General features: G+C 67.1%; 25 protein-coding genes. 7 read left to right on the forward strand and 18 right to left on the reverse strand.

The window, feature by feature from the left end; all coding sequences use genetic code 11:
- Positions 1-14 precede the first annotated feature (14 nt).
- A complete protein-coding gene (locus O1Q03_RS30905; protein ID WP_269508028.1) occupies positions 15-1,211 on the reverse strand; it encodes an acyl-CoA dehydrogenase family protein in 1,197 nt (398 codons plus the stop codon).
- 29 nt (positions 1,212-1,240) lie between these two features.
- Entirely contained in the window at positions 1,241-3,376 is a 2,136-nt protein-coding gene (locus tag O1Q03_RS30910; RefSeq protein WP_269508030.1) for a 3-hydroxyacyl-CoA dehydrogenase NAD-binding domain-containing protein, read from the reverse strand.
- Positions 3,377-3,628: 252 nt separating this feature from the next.
- Between O1Q03_RS30910 and O1Q03_RS30915 the strand changes: the two genes are divergently transcribed.
- The 3 genes from O1Q03_RS30915 (at position 3,629) to O1Q03_RS30925 (ending at position 7,243) form a co-directional block, all read left to right on the forward strand.
- Complete coding sequence (locus O1Q03_RS30915; RefSeq protein ID WP_269508033.1) at positions 3,629-4,591, forward strand: LysR family transcriptional regulator; 963 nt, start codon at positions 3,629-3,631, stop codon at positions 4,589-4,591.
- Positions 4,592-4,649: 58 nt separating this feature from the next.
- On the forward strand, positions 4,650-6,533 hold the full coding sequence (ggt, locus tag O1Q03_RS30920; RefSeq protein ID WP_269508036.1) for a gamma-glutamyltransferase: 1,884 nt from the start codon (positions 4,650-4,652) through the stop codon (positions 6,531-6,533).
- A 71-nt stretch (positions 6,534-6,604) separates the two neighbouring features.
- Positions 6,605-7,243 carry a LysE family translocator gene (locus O1Q03_RS30925; RefSeq protein WP_269508039.1) on the forward strand — a complete coding sequence of 213 codons (639 nt, stop codon included), beginning with the start codon at positions 6,605-6,607 and terminating at the stop codon, positions 7,241-7,243.
- Between the two features lie 16 nt (positions 7,244-7,259).
- Here the strand turns inward: O1Q03_RS30925 and O1Q03_RS30930 are convergent, their stop codons facing one another.
- The 3 genes from O1Q03_RS30930 to tauA are packed head-to-tail and all read right to left on the reverse strand — an operon-like array spanning position 7,260 to position 10,079.
- The gene (locus O1Q03_RS30930) at positions 7,260-8,225 is read right to left on the reverse strand and encodes an ABC transporter permease (protein ID WP_269508119.1); all 966 of its coding nucleotides are present in this window, start codon (positions 8,223-8,225) and stop codon (positions 7,260-7,262) included.
- Complete coding sequence (locus O1Q03_RS30935; protein ID WP_269508042.1) at positions 8,225-9,022, reverse strand: taurine ABC transporter ATP-binding protein; 798 nt, start codon at positions 9,020-9,022, stop codon at positions 8,225-8,227. Before O1Q03_RS30935 ends, O1Q03_RS30930 begins: the two co-directional genes overlap by 1 nt.
- 40 nt (positions 9,023-9,062) lie before the next feature.
- Positions 9,063-10,079, reverse strand: a complete 1,017-nt coding sequence (gene tauA / locus O1Q03_RS30940; RefSeq protein WP_269508045.1) for a taurine ABC transporter substrate-binding protein — start codon at positions 10,077-10,079, stop codon at positions 9,063-9,065.
- A gap of 383 nt (positions 10,080-10,462) precedes the next feature.
- On the opposite strand from tauA, the gene O1Q03_RS30945 reads away from it, so the two are divergent.
- Genes O1Q03_RS30945 through O1Q03_RS30955 form a run of 3 tightly spaced genes read left to right on the forward strand, consistent with a single transcriptional unit; the run spans position 10,463 to position 12,607 of the window.
- A complete protein-coding gene (locus O1Q03_RS30945) occupies positions 10,463-11,014 on the forward strand; it encodes a PAAR domain-containing protein (RefSeq protein ID WP_269508048.1) in 552 nt (183 codons plus the stop codon).
- Positions 11,011-11,925, forward strand: a complete 915-nt coding sequence (locus O1Q03_RS30950) for a glycine zipper family protein (protein ID WP_269508051.1) — start codon at positions 11,011-11,013, stop codon at positions 11,923-11,925. The genes O1Q03_RS30945 and O1Q03_RS30950 overlap by 4 nt, the downstream gene beginning before the upstream one ends.
- Before the next feature lie 13 nt (positions 11,926-11,938).
- Positions 11,939-12,607, forward strand: coding sequence for a hypothetical protein (locus O1Q03_RS30955; RefSeq protein ID WP_269508054.1), 669 nt, complete (start codon positions 11,939-11,941; stop codon positions 12,605-12,607).
- A gap of 181 nt (positions 12,608-12,788) precedes the next feature.
- Here O1Q03_RS30955 and lipA read toward each other — a convergent pair whose 3' ends face one another.
- From lipA to O1Q03_RS30970, 3 genes are all read right to left on the reverse strand, one after another.
- Positions 12,789-13,781, reverse strand: a complete 993-nt coding sequence (lipA, locus tag O1Q03_RS30960) for a lipoyl synthase (protein WP_012329293.1) — start codon at positions 13,779-13,781, stop codon at positions 12,789-12,791.
- Complete coding sequence (lipB, locus tag O1Q03_RS30965) at positions 13,774-14,520, reverse strand: lipoyl(octanoyl) transferase LipB (protein WP_269508121.1); 747 nt, start codon at positions 14,518-14,520, stop codon at positions 13,774-13,776. Before lipB ends, lipA begins: the two co-directional genes overlap by 8 nt.
- An 83-nt stretch (positions 14,521-14,603) precedes the next feature.
- A complete protein-coding gene (locus O1Q03_RS30970; protein WP_269508058.1) occupies positions 14,604-14,930 on the reverse strand; it encodes a DUF2917 domain-containing protein in 327 nt (108 codons plus the stop codon).
- 102 nt (positions 14,931-15,032) lie between these two features.
- On the opposite strand from O1Q03_RS30970, the gene O1Q03_RS30975 reads away from it, so the two are divergent.
- Positions 15,033-16,019: a transcriptional regulator GcvA gene (locus tag O1Q03_RS30975; RefSeq protein ID WP_269508061.1), complete on the forward strand. Its 987-nt coding sequence runs from the start codon at positions 15,033-15,035 to the stop codon at positions 16,017-16,019.
- 3 nt (positions 16,020-16,022) lie between these two features.
- Here the strand turns inward: O1Q03_RS30975 and O1Q03_RS30980 are convergent, their stop codons facing one another.
- From O1Q03_RS30980 to O1Q03_RS31025, 10 genes are all read right to left on the reverse strand, one after another.
- Entirely contained in the window at positions 16,023-16,331 is a 309-nt protein-coding gene (locus tag O1Q03_RS30980; RefSeq protein ID WP_011353335.1) for an HP0495 family protein, read from the reverse strand.
- A complete protein-coding gene (locus O1Q03_RS30985; RefSeq protein ID WP_269508064.1) occupies positions 16,331-17,257 on the reverse strand; it encodes a D-amino acid aminotransferase in 927 nt (308 codons plus the stop codon). The genes O1Q03_RS30980 and O1Q03_RS30985 overlap by 1 nt, the downstream gene beginning before the upstream one ends.
- A 48-nt stretch (positions 17,258-17,305) precedes the next feature.
- The gene (locus O1Q03_RS30990) at positions 17,306-18,616 is read right to left on the reverse strand and encodes a D-alanyl-D-alanine carboxypeptidase family protein (RefSeq protein ID WP_269508066.1); all 1,311 of its coding nucleotides are present in this window, start codon (positions 18,614-18,616) and stop codon (positions 17,306-17,308) included.
- Between the two features lie 561 nt (positions 18,617-19,177).
- Entirely contained in the window at positions 19,178-19,822 is a 645-nt protein-coding gene (locus tag O1Q03_RS30995; RefSeq protein WP_269508069.1) for an alpha/beta hydrolase, read from the reverse strand.
- 13 nt (positions 19,823-19,835) lie between these two features.
- Positions 19,836-20,153 (reverse strand): (2Fe-2S) ferredoxin domain-containing protein, encoded by a 318-nt coding sequence (locus O1Q03_RS31000; protein ID WP_269508072.1) that lies wholly within the window; start codon positions 20,151-20,153, stop codon positions 19,836-19,838.
- A gap of 178 nt (positions 20,154-20,331) precedes the next feature.
- Entirely contained in the window at positions 20,332-21,483 is a 1,152-nt protein-coding gene (locus tag O1Q03_RS31005) for a VanZ family protein (protein ID WP_269508074.1), read from the reverse strand.
- 19 nt (positions 21,484-21,502) lie between these two features.
- On the reverse strand, positions 21,503-22,126 hold the full coding sequence (locus O1Q03_RS31010) for an ABC-type transport auxiliary lipoprotein family protein (RefSeq protein ID WP_269508078.1): 624 nt from the start codon (positions 22,124-22,126) through the stop codon (positions 21,503-21,505).
- Positions 22,127-22,215: 89 nt separating this feature from the next.
- Positions 22,216-23,151, reverse strand: a complete 936-nt coding sequence (locus tag O1Q03_RS31015; RefSeq protein ID WP_269508081.1) for an MlaD family protein — start codon at positions 23,149-23,151, stop codon at positions 22,216-22,218.
- Between the two features lie 27 nt (positions 23,152-23,178).
- Positions 23,179-24,102 (reverse strand): ABC transporter ATP-binding protein, encoded by a 924-nt coding sequence (locus O1Q03_RS31020; protein ID WP_269508084.1) that lies wholly within the window; start codon positions 24,100-24,102, stop codon positions 23,179-23,181.
- Positions 24,099-25,223 carry an MlaE family ABC transporter permease gene (locus O1Q03_RS31025; protein ID WP_442865890.1) on the reverse strand — a complete coding sequence of 375 codons (1,125 nt, stop codon included), beginning with the start codon at positions 25,221-25,223 and terminating at the stop codon, positions 24,099-24,101. The genes O1Q03_RS31020 and O1Q03_RS31025 overlap by 4 nt, the downstream gene beginning before the upstream one ends.
- Between the last annotated feature and the right edge of the window lie 384 nt (positions 25,224-25,607).

Below are 25,607 nucleotides of genomic sequence, written 5' to 3' on the forward strand. Positions count from 1 at the left end.
CGTCGCGTCCCTCGTTACAGCCCGAGCATCATCTTCGCGATGATGTTCTTCTGGATCTCGTTCGAGCCGCCGAAGATCGACAGCTTGCGGTTGTTGAAGTACTGCTGCGCGGCGCTCGCGGCTTCTTCCGGCCCGACCGGTTCGCCGTCGTAGTCGGCGTCGAGCGCGTCTTCGACGAACGGCTGCGCGTACGGCCCCATCGCGCGGCGCATCAGCGCGGTAATTTCCTGGCGGATCTGCGTGCCGCGAATCTTCAGCATCGAGCTTTCCGCGCCCGGCACGCCGCCGCCCGCGACCGCGGCCAGCACGCGCAGGTTGGTCGTGCGCATGTTCTCTAGTTCGATCTCGACGCGCGCGACGCGTGCGGCGAAGAACGGATCGTCGGCAAGCGGCCGGCCGTTCTTCGTGACCTTCGCGGCAACCGCGCGCAGCCGGTCGAGCGCGGCCGTCGAGAAGCCGATCCCCGCGATGTTGGTGCGCTCGTACGTGAGCAGGTATTTCGCGTAGGTCCAGCCGCGGTTCTCTTCGCCGACCAGGTTTTCGACCGGCACGCGCGCGTCGGTGAAGAACACTTCGTTTACCTCATGTTCGCCGTCGAGCGTGATGATCGGGCGGACTTCGACGCCCGGCGCGTTCATGTCGACCAGCAGGAAGCTGATGCCCTCCTGCTTGCGCACGTCGGTCGCGGTGCGCACGAGGCAGAAGATCATGTTCGCGTAGTGGCCGAGCGTAGTCCACGTCTTCTGGCCGTTCACGACGTAGTGATCGCCATGGCGCACTGCGCTCGTCTTCACCGATGCGAGATCGGAGCCGGCGCCTGGCTCCGAATAGCCCTGGCACCACCAGTCGGTGCCGTCGAGAATGCGCGGCAGCCAGTGGCGCTTCTGCGCTTCGTTGCCGTACTTGATCAGCACGGGGCCGAGCATGTTCACGCCGAACGGCACGATGCGCGGCGCGCCGGCGAGCGCGCATTCGTTGTCGAACAGGAACTTCTGCGCGACGCTCCAGCCGGGGCCGCCGTATTCGCGCGGCCAGTGGCTCGCGAGCCAGCCGCGCGCGTTGAGGATCGCGTGCCATTCGCGCATGTCGTCGCGCGTCAGGTGCAGGCCGCCCTTCACCTTGCGCGCGATGCGCTCGGGCAGTTCGGCTTGCAGGAAGCGCTGCACTTCGGTGCGGAACGCTTCCTCTTCGGGAGTGAAATCGAGGTCCATCGTGGGTCCGTGGCGAATGCGGTGGGCGTTCAGTCGATGCGGTTCAGGCTCGCGAAATCCGCGCCGCGCGCGACGAGATCGACGAGCAGCGGCGACGGCTTCCAGAACAGCGGATCTTCCTGCGCGAACGCGCGGATGTCGGCGAGCACGTTCGCGAGGCCGACGGTGTCCGCGTAGTGCATCGGGCCGCCGCGATAGCGCGGGAAGCCGTAGCCGTACAGGAACACTGCATCGACGTCGAGCGGACGCAGCGCGATCTTCTCGTGCACGACGTTCGCGCCTTCGTTGATCATCGCGGCGAGGTAGCGGCGCAGGATTTCCTCATCGGTGAACGTGCGCGGCGTGACACCCTTCTTCGCGCGCTCTTCCGCGACGATCGCGTCGACTTCCGGGTCCGGCGTGCCGACGCGTGCGCCGTCCGGGTACAGGTAGTAGCCGCGCCCCGTCTTCTGTCCGAACCAGCCGCGCTCGCACAGCCGGTCGGAAATCTCGACGTAGCGCGCGTTCGGATCGCGCGTCGCCGCGCGGCGCTTGCGGGTCGCCCAGCCGATGTCGCCGCCCGCGAGATCGACGACCTGGAACGGGCCCATCGGGAAGCCGAATTCCCGCACCGCGCGATCGATCTGGTACGGCGATGCGCCGTCTTCCATCAGGTAGTCGGCCGCTGTCCGGTAGACGGCGAGGATCCGGTTGCCGATGAAGCCGTCGCACACGCCGGCACGCACCGGCGTCTTCTTCAATTGCTTGGCCAGCGCGAACGCGGTTGCGACGACGTCCGGGCTCACGTGCTTCGGCACGACGATCTCGAGCAGCTTCATCACGTTGGCCGGCGAGAAGAAATGCAGGCCGATCACGTCGCCCGGCCGGTCGGTGCTCGCCGCCAGTTCGTCGATGTCGAGATACGACGTGTTGGTCGCGAGCACCGCGCCCGGCTTGCACACGCGCGCGAGTTCGGCGAACACGGCCTGCTTCACGGCCATGTCCTCGAACACGGCTTCGATCACGACGTCGGCCTGCGCGAGCGCGTCGTACGACGTGCTGCCCTTGAAGCGTGCGAGGCGTGCCGCGTGCGCGGCCGGCGTCATCCGGCCCTTCGCGACGAGGCCGTCGTACACCTTCTCGACATGCGCACGGCCGCGCGCGAGCGACGCTTCGTCGCGTTCGATCATCGTCACCGGCAGCCCGGCGTCGAGCGCCGCGACCGCGATGCCCGCGCCCATCGTGCCGCCGCCGACCACGCCGATCCGCTCGACCGGACGAGCACTCGCGCGGCGCGCCTCGGGCGCCTTCGCCGCTTCGCGTTCCGCGAAGAACGCGTGCACGAGGCCAGCGCGCTGAGGGCTGTCGATGCACTGCAGGAACAGGCTGCGCTCGAGCTTCATCCCCGCGTCGAACGGCTGCGTGAGCGCGGCCTCGACCGCGTCGACGATCTTCGCGGGCGAGAACAACCCGCGCGACTTCTTCGGCAGCTCGGCGCGCGCCGCGTCGATGGCAGCCTGCGCGGCCGCGCGATCGGCAAGACCCTGCGCATCGCGGGTGCGACGTACCGGTGCGCCGAGCGACACGAGCTCCTGCGTGTAGGCAAGCCCTTCGGCGAGCGTGTCGTCGCTATGCGCGACGCGATCGACGAGGCCGAGCGCGAGCGCTTCGTCGGCGCTTGCGTGGCGGCCCGTCAGCATCAGATCGAGCGCGGCCTTCGCGCCGATCAGGCGCGGCGCGCGCTGCGTGCCGCCGGCGCCGGGCAGCAGGCCGAGCGTGACTTCGGGCAGCCCGAGCTTCGCGCCGGGCACCGCGAGCCGGTAATGCGCGGCGAGCGCGACCTCGAGGCCGCCGCCGAGCGTCGCGCCGTGCAGCGCGACCACGACCGGCTTCGCACTCGACTCGATCCGCTCGCACACGTCGGGCAGCGACGGCGGCACCGGCGGCTTGCCGAATTCGCGGATGTCGGCGCCCGCGATGAAGTTGCGGCCGGCGCCGACGATCAGCACCGCGCGGATCGCGTCGTCGGCCTGTGCGGCGTCGAGCGCGTCGGCAAGGCCGCGCCGCACGCCGGCGGACAGCGCATTGACGGGCGGATGGTCAATCGTGGCGACGAGCACCTTGTCGCGCCGTTCGCGCGTGACGGTGCCGGTCGGGGCGTTGGCGGGGGAAGCGGTTGAATTCATCGTGTCTCCAGTGGTGCGGGGCGCCGGGCAGCAGGAACCGGTCGTGGCCGGCGAGAAGCGCCGACGCCCGATCCGGTCCCCGGCGGCGCGGGAAACGGTCCGGCGTCGTTACCGGGCATGACTCGATTCTCGATTGATCGAGATTCATTGACAATTCCCGCGTGCCTTTACAAGCTGTCAAGTCTGACTTGACACTGAATGCTTTCGGAACGTTTCCGACCGATAAACGGGACGGATCAGGAGACACCCCGCATGGACCTGAACGCGCTGACGCTGCTCGTCGAAATCCTCGACGCAGGCAACCTGAGCAAGGCCGCGCAGCGGCTCAAGATGAGCCGCGCGAACGTCAGCTACCGGCTGAACCAGCTCGAGCGCTCGATCGGCCAGCAGCTCGTGCGGCGCACGACGCGGCGCATCGAGCCGACCGAGATCGGGCTGAAGCTGTACGAGCACGGCCGGCGCATCCGCAACGAGCTGCTCGCCGCGCAGGAATCGGTGACGACGCTCGGCCAGGATCTGCAGGGCCGCGTGCGGCTGTCGGTGCCGAGCGGCTACGGGCAGATGGTGATGTCCGAATGGCTGCTCGCATTCAAGCAGCTGCATCCGGGGATCGTGCTCGACGTCGTGTTCGAGAATCGCGTGGAAGACCTGATGCGCGACGAAGTCGACATCGCGATCCGCGTGATGTCCGAGCCGCCGCAGAACCTCGTTGCGCGCGACATGGGCGCGGTGCGCTACGTCGCGTGCGCGTCGCCCGCGTTCGCGGCCGCGCACGGGATGCCGGCGAGCCTCGGCGCGCTGGCCGCCGCTCCCGTCGTCACCGCGACGGTGCTGGGCCGCCAGTTGCGGATCGCCGCATATCTCGGCGACGAACGCCACGAGGTGCTGCTCGAACCCACGCTGATTTCGGAGAACTTCCTGTTCCTGCGCCAGGCGATCCTGGCCGGGATCGGCGTCGGCATCGTGCCCGACTACGTGATGCAGGACGACCTGCGGCGCGGCGCCGTCGTCACGTCGCTCGATGCGTACCGCCTCAGCATCTTCGGCACGCACATGTACATGCTGTACATGCCGAACCGGCACCATACGCGCGCGACGTCGACGTTCATAGAGTTCATCCTCGAACAGGCCGGAAAGGCCGGCCGGCGCGGGCGCGGCGGGATCCGTCAGGGTTTCCTGTCGGGTGACAAGCCGCCGGACACGCGGCGACAATAGCGCGCCGCGTGCGCACGGCGCCGCCGCCTCCTTCGAATTCACCGTTGCCGAGGGTTCAATGTTCGACCGGATTCGTCCGCATTCGCGTCCCTGGACGCCCGTCGCCACGCTCGCGTTCGTCGCGCTCGCAACGTTCAGCGCCGGCTGCACGTCGCCGTCCGCGCCATCGAACGCCGTCGTCCCGGTCGCCGCCGCGTCGGACGCCGCGGTGCCGCTGCCCGGCGTGCACGCGCCCGAGCTGTCGTCCGGCTGGACCGACAAGCCCGGCTGGACGTCGCAGCGCTTCATGATCGCGGCCGCGAACCCGCTCGCGACGCACGCCGGGTACGAGATGCTGAAGGCCGGCGGCACCGCGATCGACGCGGCGATCGCGACGCAGATGGTGCTCGCGCTGGTCGAGCCGCAGTCGTCGGGCATCGGCGGCGGCGCATTCATGGTGTACTTCGACGGCCGTGCGACGCAGGCATACGACGGCCGCGAGACTGCACCGGCCGCCGCGACCGACCGGCTGTTCTACGGCCCGACCGGCCAGCCGATGAGTTTCTACGAGGGCGTGGTCGGCGGGCGTTCGGTCGGCACGCCCGGCGTGCTGCGCATGCTCGACGCCGCGCACCGCGCGCACGGCAAGCTGCCGTGGCGCCGGCTGTTCCAGCCCGCGATCCGGCTCGCCGAGCACGGCTTCACGATCAGCCCGCGCCTGGCGATGCTGATCGCGAACGACAAGTACCTGAGCAGCGACCCGGCCGCGCGCGCGTACTTTTACAACAAGGACGGCACGCCGAAGGCGGCCGGCACGGTGCTGAAGAACCCCGCGCTCGCGACCGTGCTGCGCCAGGTCGCCGACCGCGGCGCCAATGCGTTCTACACCGGCGCGGTCGCGCGCGACATCGTCGCGAAGGTGCGCAAGCACCCGACCAATCCGGGCCTGCTGTCGCTGCAGGATCTCGCGCGCTACAAGGCGAAGGTGCGTGCGCCGCTGTGTACCGATTACCGGCGCTCGGTCGTGTGCGGGATGCCGCCGCCGTCGTCGGGCGGGCTCGCGATCGCGCAGATGCTCGGCATCCTGCAGGCGATGCCCGACTGGCAGCAGATCGGCGTGCAGAAGCCGGTGCGCACCGAGCTCGGCTACGAGCCGACGCCGTTCGCCGCGCACCTGTTCAGCGAGGCCGGCCGCCTCGCGTATGCGGACCGCGCACGCTACGTCGCCGATCCCGATTTCGTGCCGCTGCCGGGCGGCAGCTGGGCGAGCCTCACCGACAAGACCTATCTCGCGCAGCGCGCGCGGCTGATCGGCGACAACAGCATGGGCGTCACGCAGGCCGGCACGCCGCAGGGCGCAACGCTCGCGATGGCCGACGACCGCAGCCCCGAATTGCCGTCGACGTCGGACATCGCGATCGTCGATCGTTACGGCCAGGCGCTGTCGATGACGACGAGCATCGAGGACGCGTTCGGTTCGCGGCTGATGGTGCGCGGCTTCATGCTGAACAATCAGCTGACCGATTTTTCGTTCGTGTCGAACGACAACGGCCGGCCGGTCGCGAACCGCGTGCAGCCGGGCAAGCGGCCGCGCTCGGCGATGTCGCCGGAACTCGTGTTCGACAAGAAGACACAGCAGGTGACGATGATCGTCGGTTCGGCCGGCGGCCCCGCGATCATCAATCACGTCGCGAAGGCGCTGGTCGGCGTGCTCGACTGGGGGATGACGATGCAGCAGGCGATCGCGCTGCCGAACTTCGGGTCGATGAACGGGCCGACGCAGCTCGAGCGCGGGCGCGTATCGGATGCGCTCGTCGACGGGCTGAAGGGCCGCGGGCATGACGTGCGGCTCGTCGAGATGAATTCGGGACTGCACGGGATTCAGCGCTTGAACGTGCAGGGGCAGACGGTGTGGTTCGGCGGTGCGGACCCGCGGCGCGAAGGCGTGGCGATGGGGGAATGAGGCCGGCCGCGGCGTGCGCGGTCCACGTACATTAAACTGACCACCGCCCTCCTCCGCCGGCACGCCGCGCCATGAATACGACGACGCTTCTGCTCTACGTCATTGCCGTCTCCGCCGTGACGGTCATGCCCGGCCCCACGATGCTGCTGGCGCTGAACAACGGCGCCACGCGCGGGATGCGCATCGCGGCGTACGGCATCGCCGGCGCCGCGCTGTCGGACCTGATCCTGATCGGCGCGGTCGGATGCGGACTCGGCGCGATCATGCAGGCCTCGGAGCATCTGTTCGCGCTACTGAAATGGGCGGGCGCCGCGTACCTGCTGTACCTCGCGTGGACGCTGTGGCGCGCGCCCGCGATCGCGCCGTCGGACCAGGCCGCGCACGCGGCGGACGGCGCGCGGGATGGCCTGTCCGCGTTCAGGCGATCGTTGCTCGTCGCGCTGTCGAATCCGAAGGGGCTGCTGTTCTTCTCGGCATTCCTGCCTCAATTCATCGAGTCCGGTGCGAACGTGGCAATCCAGTACGCGACGCTTGCCATCGTCACGGCCGTGATCGACATGCTGCTGATGGCCGTCTACGCGACGAGCGGCTATCACGTGATGAAGGCGATGTCCGGACGAGCGCTGACATGGCTCAACCGCGGCTGCGCCGGCATGCTGGCCGGACTGGCGGTCGCGCTCAGCTTCTATCGCCGAGGCAGCGCGACTTGATGCGCTGACCCACGGCTCACCCGCGCCCCTTCCACGGCACCACCCGCCGCTCGACCCACCGCATCGCGAGATCGAACAGCCACGCGATCGCGCCGATGAGCAGAATCCCCATCACGACGATGTCGGTACGCAGGAAGCTCGATGCATTGAGCACCATCTGCCCGAGCCCGGCCGTCGCGGCGACCATCTCGGCCGCGACGAGCGTCGTCCAGCCGAAGCCGATCGCGATCCGCAGCCCCGTGAGGATTTCCGGCAGCGCGGCCGGCAGCACGACATGGCGCACGATCTGCGCGAAGCTGCCGCCGAGCGAATACGCGGCGTTGATCTGCTCGACGGTTGCCGCACGCACACCGGCGCGCGCGGCCATCGCGATCGGCGCAAAGCACGCGAGGAAGATCACGACGAGCTTCGCCGTTTCGTCGATGCCGAACCAGATCACGACGAGCGGCAGATACGCGAGCGGCGGCAGCGGCCGATAGAACTCCAGCAACGGATCAAGCACGCCGCGGGCGATGCGGCTCACGCCCATCAGGATGCCGGCCGGCACGCCGATCGCGGTCGCGAGCGCGAACGCACCGAACACGCGCGCGGCGCTCCACAGCAGATGCTCGGACAACGGCAGGCCGCCCTGGATGCGGCCGTGCCACGCATCGACGAACGCCGTCCACACCGCTTCCGGCGCAGGCAGGAACAGCGGCGGCAGCCACTGCAGATGCGTCGCGACCCACCACAGCACGGCCAGCGCCGCGACCGTCGCGGCGCTCAGCGCGGCCGTCTTCCCTTGCCCCGGCAACCGGTAGCGATGCGATGTGCGTGCGGGACGCGCGGCGCGAAGCCGTTGCGTCGCGCGTCGATCCTGCCCGAGCTCCGCGCCCGTTCGATCGGCCGCCCAAGAATCCTGCGTGCTCATGTCGTCCTGCCTGTGCAAAGTACTGATCCGGCCGCGCCCGACGGACGCGCCCTGCCGCGCGAACTCGCGCATCATGCGGGCTCCGCCACCGCCTCGTCGCGATGCAGATACGCGATCAGCCGCTCGCGCCACGCGATGAAATCGGGCGACGACTTCACCGCGCGCGCATCGCGCGATTCGACGTAGCGGCGCGCGAACGGCAGTTCGAAGGTTTCGGCGACGCGACCGGGGCCCGGCGTCATCACGACGAGACGCGTCGCGAGGAACAACGCCTCCTCGACGTCGTGCGTGATGAAGAACACCGTCTTGCCGGTACGCGCCCACACGTCGAGCACGAGCGCCTGCATCGTGCCGCGCGTCATCGCGTCGAGCGCGCCCATCGGCTCATCCATCAGCAGCACGCGCGGGTCGCTCGCGAGCGCGCGCGCGATGCCGACGCGCTGCTGCATCCCGCCCGACAGCTCGTACACGCGCGCATGCGCATGGCGCTCGAGACCGACGAGCGCAAGCATTTCCGTTGCCCGCGCTTCGCGCTCGGCCTTCGACACGCGCGCGAAGCGCAGCCCGAGCGCGACGTTGTCGAGCACGTCGAGCCACGGCAGCAGCGCGTATTTCTGGAACACGACGCCGCGATCGGCGCCGGGGCCCGCGACCGGCACGCCGTCGACGCACACGTCGCCGGTCGTCGGCGCGACGAAGCCGGCCATGCAATTCAGCAGCGTCGTCTTCCCGCACCCGGACGCGCCAAGCGCGACGACGAATTCACCGGACTCGATGCGCAGGTCGACGCGCGCGAGCGCCTGCGTCGTCGGCCTGCCGCGCTCGCCCGGATACGCAACCGATACCTGACGGACTTCCAGCGTGCTCATGATCGAAGGGCTCCGCGACGAGTGGGCTGAACGGCCGCGCTCAGCGCGCGGCCTTCTGCACGAACTGCGGATCGACGCCGGCCGAATAATCGGACAGCACCGTCTGGATCGTGCCTTGCGATTTGAGGAACGTGGCCGTGGCCGCGAGCGACTTCGCGGCGCCCGATTGCGCGCCGCCGCCGAGCCACGTCGGCGACGCCTGCTCGGCCGCCGTCGGGAATGCGTAGAGCGCGAGGCTCGCCGGCACGTCCTGCGCGTTCGCGCCCGATACCTTCGCGACCGCCGCGACCTGCGGCGAGCCGACCTTCCACGCCGCCGTGTGCGCACGGTAATCGGCATCGGCCGATGCGAGCACCTTCACGAAACGCGTGACGAACTCGGGGTTCTCGCGCGCGAACTTGCGGCTCACGACGAAGCCGTCGAAGGTCGCCTTGCCACTTTCCTTCGCAACCTGGCCGGACGTCGTCAGCACGGTGCCCGACTGCTTGACCTTCGCGAGCACCGGATCCCAGATGTAGGTCGCGTCGATGTCGCCGCGCGTCCATGCGGCCGCGACTTCGGGCGGACGCAGATTGACGATCTTCACGTCGTTCGGATTGACGCCCGCGGCCTGCAGCGCGACGAGCGTATGGAAGTGCGACGTCGACACGAACGGCACGCCGATCTTCTTGCCCTTCAGCGCGGCGACGCTGGTCACGCCCGAGCCGTTGCGCGCGACGAGCGCCTCGGCGTCGTTGATGTTGTCGAGCACCCAGAACAGCGAGATGTCGAGCCCCTGCGACAGGCCGGCCGCGATCGGGCTCGACCCGGCTTCGCCGAGCTGCACGGAGCCCGACGCGAGCGCGCGGATCACGTCGGCGCCGCTGTCGAGCTTGCGGAACGTGACCTTGTAGCCGGTCGCCTTTTCGACTTCACCGCTCGCCTGCGCGTAGCGCCACGGCACGACCATGTCCTGGTACGCGATCACGACTTCGCGCGATTCGGCGTGCGCCGCGCCGAGCGCGGCAAAGGCGGTCAGCGCGACGACGGCGCGGCGGATGAAGCTGGAACGGGACATGCGGCTCTCCTTCGGATGCGGGCATTGCTGCGGGAGAGCCGACTTTACGAGCTTTGCGCGCGGCGGGAGCGAACTTATCCTGCGAAGCTATCGATGCCGTTTCAGCTTTGCTTTTCACGCTGAAATGGATCGGTCGTCCGGTCCGGCGGCGATTGTCGTGCGGGGGCGGGCCGTTGCCGCGCGCGCCCGCCGCTCGTTCGTCGATACAAAATCGTAGCAAACTTGCGAGACGCTGCAAGCTCCGCACATCGGCGGTGAAAAATCGATAAAAATGTGTGATTCCTCAAAACTTTTTGGACTACCTAGTTTTTCGTACCTGTCTGATTGCTGCGCCGCATGCCACAGTGATAATTCTTCGTCTGTTGCGAAAACAGGTGACGAACATGAAACGGTACTTGCTTAAGGTAGGCGACAAGTCAACTACGGGTGGCATCGTCATCGAGGGGGTAGACAGTTGCACACATCACGGCACAGCCCTGACTTTTGTTGGCGCTCAGGTCGTTTGTAACGCGTGCCAGTCTACGGGTGTTATCGCTGCTCAAGGTCCTCGTTGGCCCGATCATTTGATGGGCAAAGAACAGGCTCTTGATGGCGACTTGTGTCTTTGCAAATGCCACCCTCCTCCTGTAATGATCGCCTCCCAAACCGATAGCTTTCATAGCTTCGAGTTTCATAACCTCGCCGAGATGGGATATGGATCTTCAGGGCAATCTCTGACGGAAGAGTATCGAGGCAACTGCGATGAGCGCGTCCGCGTACTCGACGCCAATAATCAACCTGTTTGCAGTTCGCCCTATCACATTCGCACGTCAACAGGCGCGGTCTACAAGGGCCTGACGGATTCCCAAGGTTACTGTCCTCGTGTCTACACGAAGGATGTGTCGAAACTGGACATTGCAGTAGGTCTGCGAGCTCTGGAGCGGTGGGAACGATGAGCAACTTCACCTATCGAACAACGACAAACACTACCGCTGACTCCAAGTATGATGTCCTCGGGCATCACATGCCTGCTCGCATTTTCTTCTTTGTTACAGTCGAGGAAGTCGGCAAGGATGGCATGCTGGTCCGTCGCACGTACAGCACGATCAGCGATCCATATCTCAAACAACTTGAACTCTCACCCCTTGGTGAGATGCGCGAGGTCTATCCAGAAAAATATGGTCTGTGGAGCAAGGGTGGTCCCCAGGCCCCAGGAAGTGTTGTTGAGCACGTGCTGGAATACGAGAAGCTGACTTCTTATGCCTCTACCAGCAACATCTATCCTCAAGGCACGGAAAGAATGACAGGCAAGGCAGTGTATGTCGACATCGCCAAAGCCAAGCGAGCAGGTGCGAAGCTCGTCACAACCGATGAGATTGTTCAGGCCATCGATGAGTATGCTGCCACGGCGCGTTCAAAAGACAGACGGTGGGCGGAACATATCAAGCAAAAAGTCTTAGTCATGGACAAGGAGGTTCTGGTTCAGCCGCGGCCAATGGTGCCCGGTGAAGGCGTGTTCTCGCAGCGTGGTTTGGCTATCAGCCTCGGCATCGTCAAATTTGCTCGGGTTGTGCGGGTTGTCGGCCTCGCTTTTACCGGCTATGACCTCTCGGTTGCGTCCAATGAATCCATTCGTCTAAAGTCCATTCGTCCTCTGGAAAAGGAAGTCCTTCGCCAGGCTGGGGGATGGGCAGGTAGTTGGGCCGGCGCCGTTGCTGGAGCCAGGGTAGGGGCTACAGCGGGTGCGATGGTTGGTATTGAACTTGGGCCTGGTGCCGTAATAACCGGCGCCATCGGTGGCATTCTCTTTGGCGCTATCGACTATTTCGGCGGCTCGATGATTGCCGACCAGATCCCAGATAAATGATGAGGGAGGAGATGTGTCTTTCTTCAAGCGCAAGGTTGAAGAGTTGCAAACGAAGCGTGCGGAGCGGGAAGGTCTGAAGAGTCTGGAAGATGCCTTTGGAAAGTCGCTCGGTGAATTGCAAACTATTTTCGGCTCCGGTGCGCTCGATCTAGAACAACAGCAACTTCCGGCCTATCCCAAGCCGATATATCAAGGCGATGCAGGTATCCATGCCTTTGGGCTGGTTCATTATGTTCAGCCTGGTCAGTTTCCAGCTTTGCTCAGTCTCGTGCGGCAAGGCAGGAACGAGGTCGCGTATTTTCACTTCATCCGCGAAGTCGACGGGCAGTCGCTGAGTACCATCATCTCCCCCACATGGAGGTTTGCAGAACGAGTCGTGCGCTTGCTCTCCAACGATGTTGAACTGATTGCGAAGCTCTCTGAGCAGGGTTTCCACCCAACCCCGCCGTGGATCACGTTGTATGAGTTTGGACCGGTTCTGCATATCAGTCAGGGCGATCCTCACTACTGGCTGAACTATGTATGGGACTCGTTCTGGGATAGCCTGAGCCTTGAGGAACAAACGAGCTTTCTGGAAGAAGGCAGGAAAGAGACTGGCGCCTATATTTCGGCCGAGGATTGGGAACTGTGGGTCGAGAGTATCAGAATGCGCGATGCGCGGTTTCGCAAGCTTGAAGACTAAAAGCCCGTTTCCGATAATGGCATGACGGAAGATCGACCGAATGCTGGCTGCTGCTGGGAGCGCTGACGAAATTGCGCTGCGCTAGAAGGCGATGCTTCGCTTCGTCAGGATAGCGAGACAAAGAAATGCATAAAAAAACCCGCAAAGCGGGTCTTTTTATGCGTGGAGCGTCAGCGAGCGCTCAGACCACCCCAGCCCCATGCGCCTGCAGATCGGCGTGATAGCTCGACCGCACCATCGCGCCGACGGCCGCGTGCGTGAAGCCCATCTTGTACGCCTCTTCCTCGTACATCTTGAACGTGTCCGGATGCACGTACGCACGCACGGGCAAGTGGTGCTCGGACGGCTGCAGGTACTGGCCGATCGTCAGCATGTCGACGTCGTGCGCGCGCAGGTCGCGCATCACCTGCAGGATTTCCTCTTCGGTCTCGCCGAGGCCGACCATCAGCCCCGACTTCGTCGCGACGTCCGGATGCAGCGCCTTGAAGTCCTTCAGGAGCTTCAGCGAATGCGCGTAGTCCGAACCCGGGCGCGCTTCCTTGTACAGGCGCGGCACCGTTTCGAGGTTGTGGTTCATCACGTCGGGCGGCGCGGCATTGAGGATCGAGATCGCGCGGTCGAGACGGCCACGGAAGTCCGGCGTCAGGATCTCGATGCGCGTGTCCGGCGATTGCGCACGCGTTTCGCGAATGCACTCGACGAAGTGGGCGGCGCCACCATCACGCAGGTCGTCGCGGTCGACGCTCGTGATCACCACGTACTTGAGCTTCAGCGCGGCGATCGTGCGCGCGAGGTTCTTCGGTTCGTCGGCGTCGAGCGGATCGGGACGGCCATGGCCGACGTCGCAGAACGGGCAGCGGCGCGTGCACTTGTCGCCCATGATCATGAACGTCGCGGTGCCCTTGCCGAAGCATTCGCCGATGTTCGGGCAGCTCGCTTCCTCGCACACGGTGTGCAGGTTGTGCTCGCGCAGGATCGTCTTGATCTCGTTGAAGCGCGAGCTGCCGGTGGCCGCCTTCACGCGGATCCACTCGGGCTTCTTCAGCTTCTCGATCGGAATGACCTTGATCGGGATGCGCGCCGTCTTCGCCTGCGCCTTCTGCTTGGCGGTCGGATCGTAGGCCGGGGTCGCGGCCGAATCGGCCGGTGCGGGGGAAGCGGTAACGTCAGTCATTCGAATGTTCCAGTGCCTGCGGCTTGTCGGCGGCCGCGGATACGCCATCGAGGTTGGCAATCAGACGACCCACCAGCGTGTGGGCGACGTCGCTCCAGTCGGCGGCAACCTCGAGGCTCGCCATGTCGACGGTTTCCAGTCCGGCATAGCCGCACGGGTTGATCGCGAGAAACGGGCGCAGATCCATCTTCACGTTCAGGCTCAGCCCGTGATAACTGCAGCCGTTACGGATCTTCAGGCCGAGGGCCGCGATCTTCGCGCCCTCGTGCACGCCGGATGCCACGTAGATTCCCGGCGCGCCCGCCTTGCGGACCGAAGCGAGATTATACGCCGCGAGGGTTTCGATCACGGCCTCCTCGATCTTCGTCACGAGGGTGCGCACCATCAGCTTGCGGCGGCGCAGGTCCAGCAGCAGGTAGACGACGATCTGGCCGGGGCCGTGGTAGGTGATTTGTCCGCCGCGGTCGACCTTCACGAGCGGCACGCCGCTGTCGGCCACCAGCAGATGGGCCGGGTCGCCGGCCTGGCCGAGCGTATAGACGGGCGGATGCTCGACGACCCAGATTTCGTCGCCGGTGTCGGCCGTGCGCGTGTCGGTGAACGCGCGCATCGCGTCGAAGCTCGTCTCGTAGGCCTCGAGGCCCCGCCAGCGCACGGTGACCGGCTGGGCCGGGAGCCCGGCAGGCGATTCTGAAACAGCAACAGGCGTGGACACGATGGAAACCGGCGAGACGGACATGGGCGGTAGTTTACCGAAAACCCATGCGTCTCGCCGGCCTTGGAAGGGGACGGATCGCACGCATCCGTCGGACGAAAGGGCCGTCAGACGGTGCGCCAGCCGTCGTGAAGCAGTGCGCTGACGCGCTGGCGCAGCCGTGCGAGCACGCCGAGCGCGACTTCCGCGGGCGGCCGCGACACCGAGAACGCAACATGCGCGCCATCCGGGCTGTCCGCGCTGAGCCACAGCCGCTCGCCGCGGCGCAGCTTGAGCGTCTCGCCGTCGACGAGGAAGTAGTCTTCGACGTCGTTGCTGCGCGTCGCCCAGACCGGCCCGCAATGCACCGTCAGGCGCGTGCTTCGTTGCACCCGCATCGGCACGGTTTCCCCCGCAGGGATTTCGAACGTGATGCTAGAGGAAATTTCTTGCATGATCGACTCCGCCAAGAAGTGCTTCGATGGCTACAATCGTAGTCACTTAAAGGCGCCCGACCAAACGACCAATTTTCACGTCGATGTGAGGAAAATTAGCAAATGGACCTCCGACAGCTCCCTGCACTGAATGCAATCCGCGCGTTCGAAGCCGCCGCCCGTCACGAGAATTTCTCGCGCGCCGCCGACGAACTGTTCGTCACGCACGGCGCGGTCAGCCACCAGGTGCGCGCGCTCGAAGAGGAGCTGGGCGTTCAGCTGTTCGCGCGCAACGGCAAGCGGCTGTGCCTGACTGGCGCTGGCATGCGCTACGCGCAGCAGGTGCGCACCGCGCTGATGATGCTGTCCGACGCAACCCGCGAAGTGCGCGCGAGCGATCGCGACCGGCGGCTGGTGGTGTCGATGCTGTCGTCGTTCGCCGCGCGCTTCGTCACGCCGCGCATCGGCACGTTCATCGAGCGGCATCCGGAAATCGACGTCGAACTGCAGTCGACCAACACATTGACCGATTTCGCGCGCGACGACGTCGATCTCGCGATCCGCTTCGGCTTCGGCAACTATCCGGGGCTGCACGTCGAGCCGCTGTTCGAGGAGGTGTTCTTTCCGGCCTGCGCGCCCACGCTGAACGGCGGCAAGCTGCCGCAAACGCCGGCCGATCTCGCGCACTACAACCTGCTGCGCTCCGACGACGAGCTGTGGCGGCCGTGGTTCGACGCGGCGGGGCTCGACACGCTGACCGAGCCGAAACGCGGGATCCTGTACCAGGATTCGTCGAACCTGCTGCTGGCCGCAATCGACGGCCAGGGCATCGCGCTGGTGCGCCGCTCGCTTGCGGTGCACGACCTGCTCGACGGGCGCCTCGTGCGCCTGTTCGACATCGACGGGCCGAGCCCGTGGCACTATTTTTTCGTGTGTCCGCCGCCGCTTCTGGCGACGCCGCGCGTGCAGGCGTTCAGGGCGTGGATTCTCGAGGAAGTCGCGAAATTCAAGCTGCTGTGCGACGAGCTGGACGCGCGGCGCGCGGCGGGGAAAACCCCCGCCGAGTGCGCGCAGGAAGGAGGATGGAAAGGACTTAAAGTACAGCCTTGACGATCAAAGCACGACCTTGACCATCGGATGGCCGGTCAGTGCGCGGTAGATGTTGTCGAGCTGCTCCTGGCTCGTCGCGCGCACGGTGATCGTGAGGCCGGTGTAGTTACCGCCGCTCGATGCGCGCTCTTCGATCTTCTCGACGTCGATCTCGTTGTCGTGAACGGCCACGACCTTGAAGATCGTGTCCTTGAATTCCGGGTGCGCCTTGCCCATGATCTTGATCGGGAAATCGCACGGAAACTCCAGCAGCGACTCCTTCCGGGTATCGATCGCGCCGGTCACCTCGATGGTTTTGGTCGGTTCGCTCATCACTTTCTCCGGGTTAGGTCAAACTGTTCAAACTCGCGCGCTTTCGCGCGCTGGTACGCGTCGTACAACGCCGCGAATACGGCGCCCGGCTTGCCGCCCTTCACGGGCAGATCGTCGAGCGACGTGACGGGAAGGATTTCCTTCGTGGCCGACGTGATCATGATTTCGTCGGCCGAGCGCAGCTCGACCTCGCTGATCTCGCGCGCGACGAACGGAATCCCGCATTCGTCGGCCAGCTGCTCGACCAGCGCGTAGCGGACCCCTTCGAGGATCTTGTTGCTGCGCGGCGGCGCGAACAGTTCGCCATTCTTCACGACCCACACGTTCGACGACGAGCCTTCGGTCACGCGGTCGTCGCGCAGCTGGATCGTCTCGAACGCATCGCGTTCGGCCGCATGCTGCGCCATCAGCACGTTGCCGAGCAGCGAAATCGACTTGATGTCGCAATGCAGCCAGCGGCGGTCCTCGGCCGTCACGCAGCGCACACCACGCGCGCGCTCGTCGGCCGACGGCAGGCGCAGCGGGCTCGTCATCGCGAAGACCGTCGGCACCGCGTTCGCCGGGAACGCATGGCCGCGCTTCGCGACGCCGCGCGTCACCTGCAGGTAGACGAGCGCATTGCTGTCGACGAGGCCTTCCGCGTTCGCGGCGAGCACGCGCTCGATCAGCGCGCGCCAGCCGGCCGCGTCGTGCGGGTTCGCGATGCCGATCTTCTTCAGGCTGCGCGCGAGCCGGTCCAGGTGCTGTTCGATCAGGAACGGCACGTGCGCGCCGTCATGCGCATAAACGGGCACGACTTCATACACGCCATCGCCGAAGATGAACCCGCGGTCGAGCACCGGCACACGGGCTTCGGACAGCGGCACCAGTTCCTCCTGCGACGACACGCTGAGGTAGACGATCGGTTCGAATTCGGCTTGGCTCATGGCTATACCAGATGGGGATGAAGTCGTGAAAACAAAGGCCCGTGGCGCTTACTTCTTCTTGCTGAACATCAGCAAGATCGAGTCCCAGATACGTCCGAAGATACCCGCTTCCGGCACAGCCTGCAGCGCGACGACCGGGAACTCCGACAGCGTCTTGCCGTCGGCGACGATCTTCACGGTGCCGACCTGCTGGCCTTCCGCGAGCGGCGCGATCAGCGGCGAGTTCACTTCGACTTGCGGCTTGACCTTGTCGCCGAGGCCGCGCGGCACGGTCACCCACTGGTCGCCCTTCACGCCGACCTGCACGGTGTTCTCCTTGCCCTTGTAGATGCGCGGCGTCGACATCGCCTGGCCGCCCTTGAACAGACGCACCGCGTCGAACGCGCTATAGCCGTAGTTCAGCATCTTCATGCTGTCCTGCGTACGCTCGCCTTCCTTCTGCTCGCCCATCATCACCGACACGAGACGGCGCTGGCCGTCGACACCCGGGATCGCGCGCTTCGCCGATGCGATCAGGCAGTAGCCCGCCGCCTGCGTGTGGCCCGTCTTCAGGCCGTCGACCGTCGGATCCAGCCACAGCAGCCGGTTGCGGTTGCCCTGGCGGATGTTGTTGTACTTGAATTCCTTCTCCGAGAAGATGCTGTAGTACTGCGGAAAATCGCGGATCAGGTGCGCGGACAGCTTCGCGAGGTCGCCGGCCGTCGTGTAGTGGTTCGGGTCGGGCATGCCGTTCACGTCGGCGAAGTGCGTGCCCTTCATGCCGAGGCGCGCGGCCTCCGTGTTCATCAGCGTGACGAATTGCCCTTCGCTGCCGCCGACCAGTTCGGCCAGCGCGATCGCCGCGTCGTTGCCCGACTGGATGATCATCCCGTACACGAGGTCGTGCACCGACACCGGCTTGTTCGCCTCGATGAACATGCGCGATTCGTCGCGGCCGACGCGGCGCACCGCATCGCTCGGCGTGACGATCTGCTCCATCGAGATCTTCTTCTTGTCGAGCGCCTCGAACACCAGGTAGGCCGTCATCAGCTTCGTCAGCGACGCGGGCTCCACGCGTTCGTCCGCGTTACCCGATGCCAGCACCGTGTTGCTGGTTGCATCGACGAGCACCCACGAGCGCGCGTTCACGCCCGGCGGCGGCACCGCGCCCGGCATGAAGGTCGCGGGCGCGCCGGTGAACTGCTCGGCGGCGGGCGCCGCATGCGCGGCCTTGGCCTTGGCGGCCGGCTTCGCTTCGGCGACGACGATCGTCGACGCGAGCGCGACGGGCAGCATCACGCCGAGCGCGACGTTGCGCGCGGCGGTGCCGAAGGCGATGGAAGAAGCGAGGGACTTGAGGCCTTGGGGTGACAGACGCATGATCGATTCAGGCTGATGGCAGAAAGTGCGGCGCGAAACGCGCAGGGTTGAACGGCAAGGCGGCGGGCGTTTCGGCCACTCGCCCGACTTCGTCGGGCGACGCGAAACGCGCCGGTTGGACTCGTGCGGGCGCGTTCGGTTCGCGGCCGTCGCGAGCGGGCGGACAGGCGGCGAAACGAGCGCCGCATGGGCCCAGCCGGGCCGCGGGCAACGCGAAAGCGGCCATTATACGTGGCCGCGAACGGCACTTTCGCGAACTGTACGCGGCGTGGCCGCGCATCGGCTTCGAGAGGATAGCGCGGCTCGATGACCGGCGATGGCGATCGAAGCCGTGCGAAAGGCGTGCGCAGGCGGTGCGCAAGTCGGGTTGCGCCGCGTGGCGGAGAACCTGGGCGATCGTGTCGGAAGGGGGTGCGTCTTGCTGTCGCGCGACGTGTATCCGTCGGGCAACGCGTGGGGCCGCAGGCAGGCGGCGGCATCGGCGCCGCCTGCCCGGTTCAGTGCTTCAGTGCTTCAGTGCTTCAGTGCTTCAGTGCTTCAACGCTTCAACGCTTCAACGCTTCAACGCCACGCGTCGACGATGATGCGCTTCAGCACATGCAGCTTGCGATGGAAGAAATGCTCGGCGCCGGGGATCACGACGACCGGCAGCTCCTGCGGCCGCGCCCAGTCGTACACCGACGCGATCGGCACCGTGTCGTCGGTTTCGCCGTGGATCACGAGCGTGTTCTCGGGCACGTCGGCGACCTGCCAGCGGCTCGCGGCCGTGCCGACGAACACCATCCGCTCGATCGTCTCGCCCGCGTCGCGCAACCGCTTCGCGACGTGCGACAGCACGAAGGTGCCGAACGAGAAGCCCGCGAGCACGAGCGGCAGGTCCGCATGAGCCGGCTGCGCGCGCATGTGCGCGAGCACCGCGAGCAGGTCGTCCGCTTCGCCGATGCCGTTGTCGTGCACGCCCTCGGTCGCGCCGACGCCGCGGAAGTTCGACCGGTACACCACATAGTTGAGCTGGACGAGCGTGCGCGCAAGCGTTTGTGCGACCTTGTTGTCCATCGTGCCGCCGAACAGCGGATGCGGATGCGCGACGAGCGCGATGCCGCGCGGCGCGGCGCCGCCGTCGCGCACGGCGTCCGGCACGTCGACAGCGATTTCGATCTGCCCGACCGGGCCGGCGATCAGCGACTTCTGCGTATGTACGTTCATTCGGCCGGCCCGCTCAGATCTTCAGGCGCTCGACGACCTGGCCGTCGCGCAGGTGCGATTCGACGATCTCGTCGATGTCGGCCTGGTCGACGTAGGTGTACCACGTGCCTTCCGGATACACGACCATCACGGGACCCTCCTCGCAGCGGTCGAGGCAGCCGGCCTTGTTGATGCGGACCTTGCCGGGCCCCGCGAGGCCGAGTTCCTTCACGCGCTTTTTCGCGTATTCCTGCATGGTCTGCGCGTCGCATTGCGCGCAGCTCGGACGATCGGCGCCCGGATCGCGCTGGTTCAGGCAGAAGAAGACGTGGTGCTGGTAGTAGGAATCCATGATGATGACGTGCGGCCCGGCGCGGTGCCGGGCGAAAGGAGGAACGATTGCCGCGGTGCCGCGCAATCGAGGATGCGGACGATTATAACGACGGGCGCGCGCCGCTGCCCGCGATCGAGCGGCGACCGCCCTGCCACCCGCCGCCCTGCCACCCTGCCACCCTGCCGGCATCGCCGCGTCAGCGCCGCACCGCCGCGGGCAGCCACGCGCGCTCGACGCGCAGGCCGAGCCAGATCAGCGCCGCATAGGGCCACATCCACGCGAGCCAGCGCGCGATGCTGTTGAAGTGCACGTAGCGGCCCTGCCGCCAGCCCGACAGCGTGAAGTCGAAGAACGGATTGACCGGCAGCAGGTTGACGAGCGCGACGCCCGCCAGCAGCGCGAGCGCCGCGAGCAATGCGCGCCACGTGGCCGGCACGCGCAATGCGATCAGCGCCGCCGCGAAGCCGAGCTCGATGCCGAGCCGCGCGCCGGGCGTCGCCCACACGACGACGAGGCCGGTGGTCGACTGCATGAACGTCGCGGCCGCCTTCAGCACGAGCGTCGCGGCGACGAACGCGATCAGCAGCCGCACGCGCGGCGCGGCGGCGCGCATCGCGAGCGACGCGATCGCCAGCGCGGGGAACAGCATCAGCCCGCCGAGCGCGGCTTCCCATGCGGAATCGGACAGCCAGCCGTCGACGCGCTCGGGCCACTGGCTCACCTGCCACGCGGCCGGCAGCCACGCGAGTAGCGCGTCCTGCATCGACCCGTCCGCGCGCTCCCACAGCGCGGCCGGCCAGTCGCCGATGCCGAACAGGAACGGCGACGGAAAGAGGATCGCGAACGGCCACAGCGCGGCGAGCAGCAGCGGCGTCGAGCCGTCGGGTTCGAACCACGCGAAACGCAGCCGCCGCAGCGCGCCGCGATCGAGCAGCGCACCGGTCGCGGGCGCCACGAGTGCCGCGCCCAGCAGCGCGCCGAGCGCGTTGGCCGCGAGATCGAGATTCGACGCGACGCGCGTCGGCAGGTAGGTCTGCAGCGCTTCCATCGACCCCGACAGCAGCACGCCAAGCACGCTGACGATCAGCGTCGCGGCCACCCCGCGCCGGCGCGGATGCAGCGCGAGCACGCCGAGTGCGCCGAACGGCAGGTAGCCGAGTACGTTGGTGACCACGTCGAACGCGGTCACGTAGCGCTGCATCGGCGCGAACAGGTAGTCGAACGGCCCGATGCCGAGCGACATCCAGCCGTCGAACGGATACAGCGACGCATAGACGATGAGCGCCGCGTACGCGGCAAACGCCTGGCGCGCCAGCGCCGACGCGCGATGCGTGTCCGGCGCGTTCATCGCGACTGCACGTCGCGCGTCACGGCGTGCCCGCGTACGCCTGCACGCCGACCCACGCGGCAATCTGCGACACGAGTTCGTCGCTCGCGGCCGCGAGCGCACGCGCGCCGCCGGCCGCATCGGGCGTGCTCGACGGCGCGCGCGCGACGAACGTGCGCTGGCCGAGCACCTTGCCGTCCTGCATCAGCGTCGCGCGCGCGGTGACCGCGCCGTGACTCTGCGATTGCCCGTCGAACACCTGCTCGAACTCGTTCAGGTCGACCTTCAGCGTCGGCGCGCGTACGCCGTCGGTACCTTCGAGCACCGCGCCGCGCGACGACAGCGCGCCGCGCAGCCGCTGCGTGAGCAACTGCGCGGGCGGCGCGGTCCAGCGGCTGTCGCGATAGACGGCCATGCGTTGCGCATCCGCATACGTGAGGCGGTAGACGAACTTGTCGGTGTTGAGCGCGTCGGGCGCGCCGATGTCGAGCACCTTCAGCGCGGGGCCCGTGCCGGCCGTCACGACCGGCGCGGCCGGCCCGAGGTCGTAGCGGATGTTCGACAGCGCCGCGCTGTTGCCGGCGCAGCCGGCGGCGAACACGAGCGTGAGCATCGCGAGCGCGGCCGCGGCCGGACGCAGCGCGCGATCAAGGGTTCGTGGCATGGAATGTTCCTGCATGATGTTTGCGGTTTCGATGGCGTGATGGCCCGCGCTCGTTGCGGGCCGCCTGGCCGATGGGCGGGCGACCCGCGTCATTGGCCGGCTGCCGTGCGCGCGCCCGGCCAGACGAAGCCTGCTTCGCCGGGCCCGGGCGCGGAACCGGGCGAACCGAACAACAGACTGCTCGGGTTGCGGCCGAGTTCACCGGCGACGTCCTTCAATTGCCGCGACGCATCGCCGACGTCACCCGCCAGCGCGTTGAAACGCGGCAGCGTGTCGTACTGGACCCGCGCGTTCAGGTCGTTCAGCGCGACGCCGACCTGCTCGGCCGCCGTGCCGGCCTTGTTCAGGTTCGCGACCAGCGGCCCGTTCGGCTGCAGCAGCGTGTTCGCCGACGCCATCGTGCGATCGACCTGGCGCATCGTCTCCGGCAGCGCGTTGACCGCCGGCGCGAGCTGCTTCGACAGCGTCGCCGCGCCGTCCGCTGCGTGCTGCAGGCTGGTGGCCGTCGCGCGCAGCTGCTCGCGCATGTCCGGCGACATCAGCTCGTTCGCGCTTTTCGCCGCCTGCTCGAGCTCGCGCAGCAGCACGTCGCCGCGCTCCTGGAGCTGGTCGAACAGGCTCGGACGCATCGGAATCTGCGCGATCGCCCTCGGCGACGACGGCAGCGGCGCCAGATCGCGGCCGGTATCCTCGAGCTGCACGAACGCGATGCCCGTCACGCCCTGGAAGCCGAGGCTGCCGTAGGTCGACTGCGTGATCGGCGCGTCGTGGTCGACCAGGATCCGGATCCGGATCTGCCCCGGATGCGTGCGATCGAAGCCGATCGACTGCACCTTGCCGACGTCGAGGCCGCGAAAGCGCACGGCCGCATCGGGAAACAGCCCGGTCACGTTGGTGCGTGCCAGCAGGTCGTACGGCACGCGCACGGTGCGGTCGACGTTGAACCAGAACACGGTGCCCGCGATCGCCAGCGTCAGCGCGATCGTGAACAGGCCGGCCCAGAACGCATGTGATTTGTTTTCCATTCGCGGGTTCCTTGCTTCTTGCGAGGCTTACAACTCGACGCTCGGCAGCGCCGGTTCGAGGGCCGCCTTCGGCAGCTTCGCGCGCCGCTCGGGCGGCAGCGCCTGCAGCGCGCGGCGCCCGCGCAGCCCCAGGAAATATTCGTGGATGAACGGATGGTCGACGTTCGCGGCTTCCTCGACGGGCGCGGCGACCAGCACCTTGCGGTCCGCCAGCACCGCGACGCGCGTCGACAGCGCGATCATCGTGTCGAGATCGTGCGTCACCATCACGACCGTCAGCCCGAGCGTGCGATGCAGCGTCGCGATCAACTCGACGAATTCGTCGGACGCCTGCGGATCGAGCCCGGCGGTCGGCTCGTCGAGGAACAGCAGCTCGGGCTCGAGCGCGATCGCGCGCGCGATGCCGACGCGCTTCACCATCCCGCCCGACAGCGCGGCCGGCATCTTCGATGCATGCTTGCACGGGAGGCCGACCATCTCGAGCTTCAGCATCACGATGTCGTGCAGCAGGTCGGGCGGCACGCGGCCAAGCTCGCGCAGCGGCTGCGCGACGTTGTCGAACACCGTCATCGACGAGAACAGCGCGCCCTGCTGGAACAGCATCCCCGAGCGCGTGCGCATCATTCGCGCGGTCGCGGCGTCGATCTTCGACGTATCTTCGCCGAACACCTTGATCGTGCCGGACGTCGGCCGCTCGAGGCCGAGAATCTGCCGCACGAGCGTCGTCTTGCCGGAGCCCGAGCCGCCGACGATCGACACGATCTCGCCGCGCCGCACGTCGAAATCGAGCTTCTGGTGAACGATGTTGCGGCCGTAGCGCTTCGTCAGGTTGCGCACCTCGATCACGAGGTCGTCGCCGCGCACGGCGGCGCCCGGCGGCGTGCCGACCGAGCCTGCGCCGACGGCCGCGGCGTGTGCGCTCGATTCGTCGGATCCGTTGGGCGCGCTCATCCCAGCCCCACGTTCTGGAACAGGATCGCGAACACCGCATCGGCGAGGATCACGACCGTGATCGACGTGACGACCGACGTCGTCGTGCCTTCGCCGAGGCTCTGCGAGTTCGCCTTGATCCGGAAGCCGAAATGACAGGCGACCAGCGCGATCAGCATGCCGAACACGACACCCTTGCCGATGCCGATGTACAGGTTCGCGATCGGCACGACGCCCGGCAGCGAGCGCACGAAATAGTTGACGTCGATCCCGAGCACCAGCTTCGCGGCGAGCGCGCCGCCCGTCAGCGCGATGATGTTGGTCCACATCACGAGCAGCGGCATCGCGACGCCGAGCGCGAGCACGCGCGGCAGGATCAATCGCAGCCCGTGCGGGATGCCCATCACGCGCATCGCGTCGAGCTCCTCGGTCACGCGCATCACGCCGATCTGCGCGGTGATCGCCGAGCCCGAGCGCCCCGCGACGAGGATCGCCGACAGCACCGGCCCGAGTTCGCGGATCACCGACAGCCCGAGGATGTTCACGATGTAGCGGTTCGCGCCGAACGTCTGCAACTGCTGCGCGGACAGGTAGCTGAGCACGATGCCGATCAGGAACGCGACCAGCGCGGTGATCGGCAGCGCCTGCGCGCCGGCGCTGTAGATGTTCGCCGAGGTTTCCGTCCACGGCATCGTCTTCGGACGGCGCAGCACCGACAGCGCATCGAGGACGACGCGGCCGAACATCGCGATGCCGCCCTGCAGGTGTTCGCCGAACGCGAAGATGCCCAGGCCGAGGCGCGTGACGGGATCGAACCGCACGACGCGCTCCGGTGCCTCGCGCTGGCTGTCGAGGCGTTCGATCCGCTCGAAGATCGTGCGCTGCGTGGCGCTCAGCGCGACGCCGGGCGGCAGCTTGCGGCCCCATACGCGCCACAGCGCCTGGCCGCCGACGTGGTCGAGCCGTTCGATGCCGGACAGATCCCATTCGCTCACGTGCCCGGACGCGATGCCCGCGACGCGGCGCGCGACCGCGCCACGGTTGCGTGCAAGCGCGAGCGCGGTCCACTGACCGTACAGGCGCACCGTCTGGCCCTGACCGCCGGCATCGACCGACAGGCCGGGAGGAGTCTCGAAGTCCAAGGGCGGGTTGTTTGCAAAAGGATGACAGCGGTCATTGTAGCGAACCGCCCGGCGCCGCGACGTGAGGATTTCGGTGGGGGCTCGGGGCTCGGGGCTCGGGGCTCGGGGCGCGCGGGCGGGGCGGCTGGGCGGCGGGCATCGAGATTCAGCCGCGGCGGCTGGCCAGGATCGCTTTGGACGGCGATGCCTGGCCGCAGGCGCCTTCCCCGCGTCGAGCCGGTGCTGCTGGCCGAGGGCGGCTTGGCCAGGATCGCTTTGGACGGCGATGCCTGGCCGCGGGCGCCTTCCCCGCGTCGAGTCGGTGCTGCTGGCCGAGGGCTGCTTGGCCGGGATCGCTTTGGACGGCGATGGCTGGCCGCGGGCGTCTTCCCCGCGTCGAGCCGG

Source organism: Burkholderia sp. IMCC1007, assembly GCF_027257875.1.
Classification (GTDB): Bacteria; Pseudomonadota; Gammaproteobacteria; order Burkholderiales; family Burkholderiaceae; genus Burkholderia.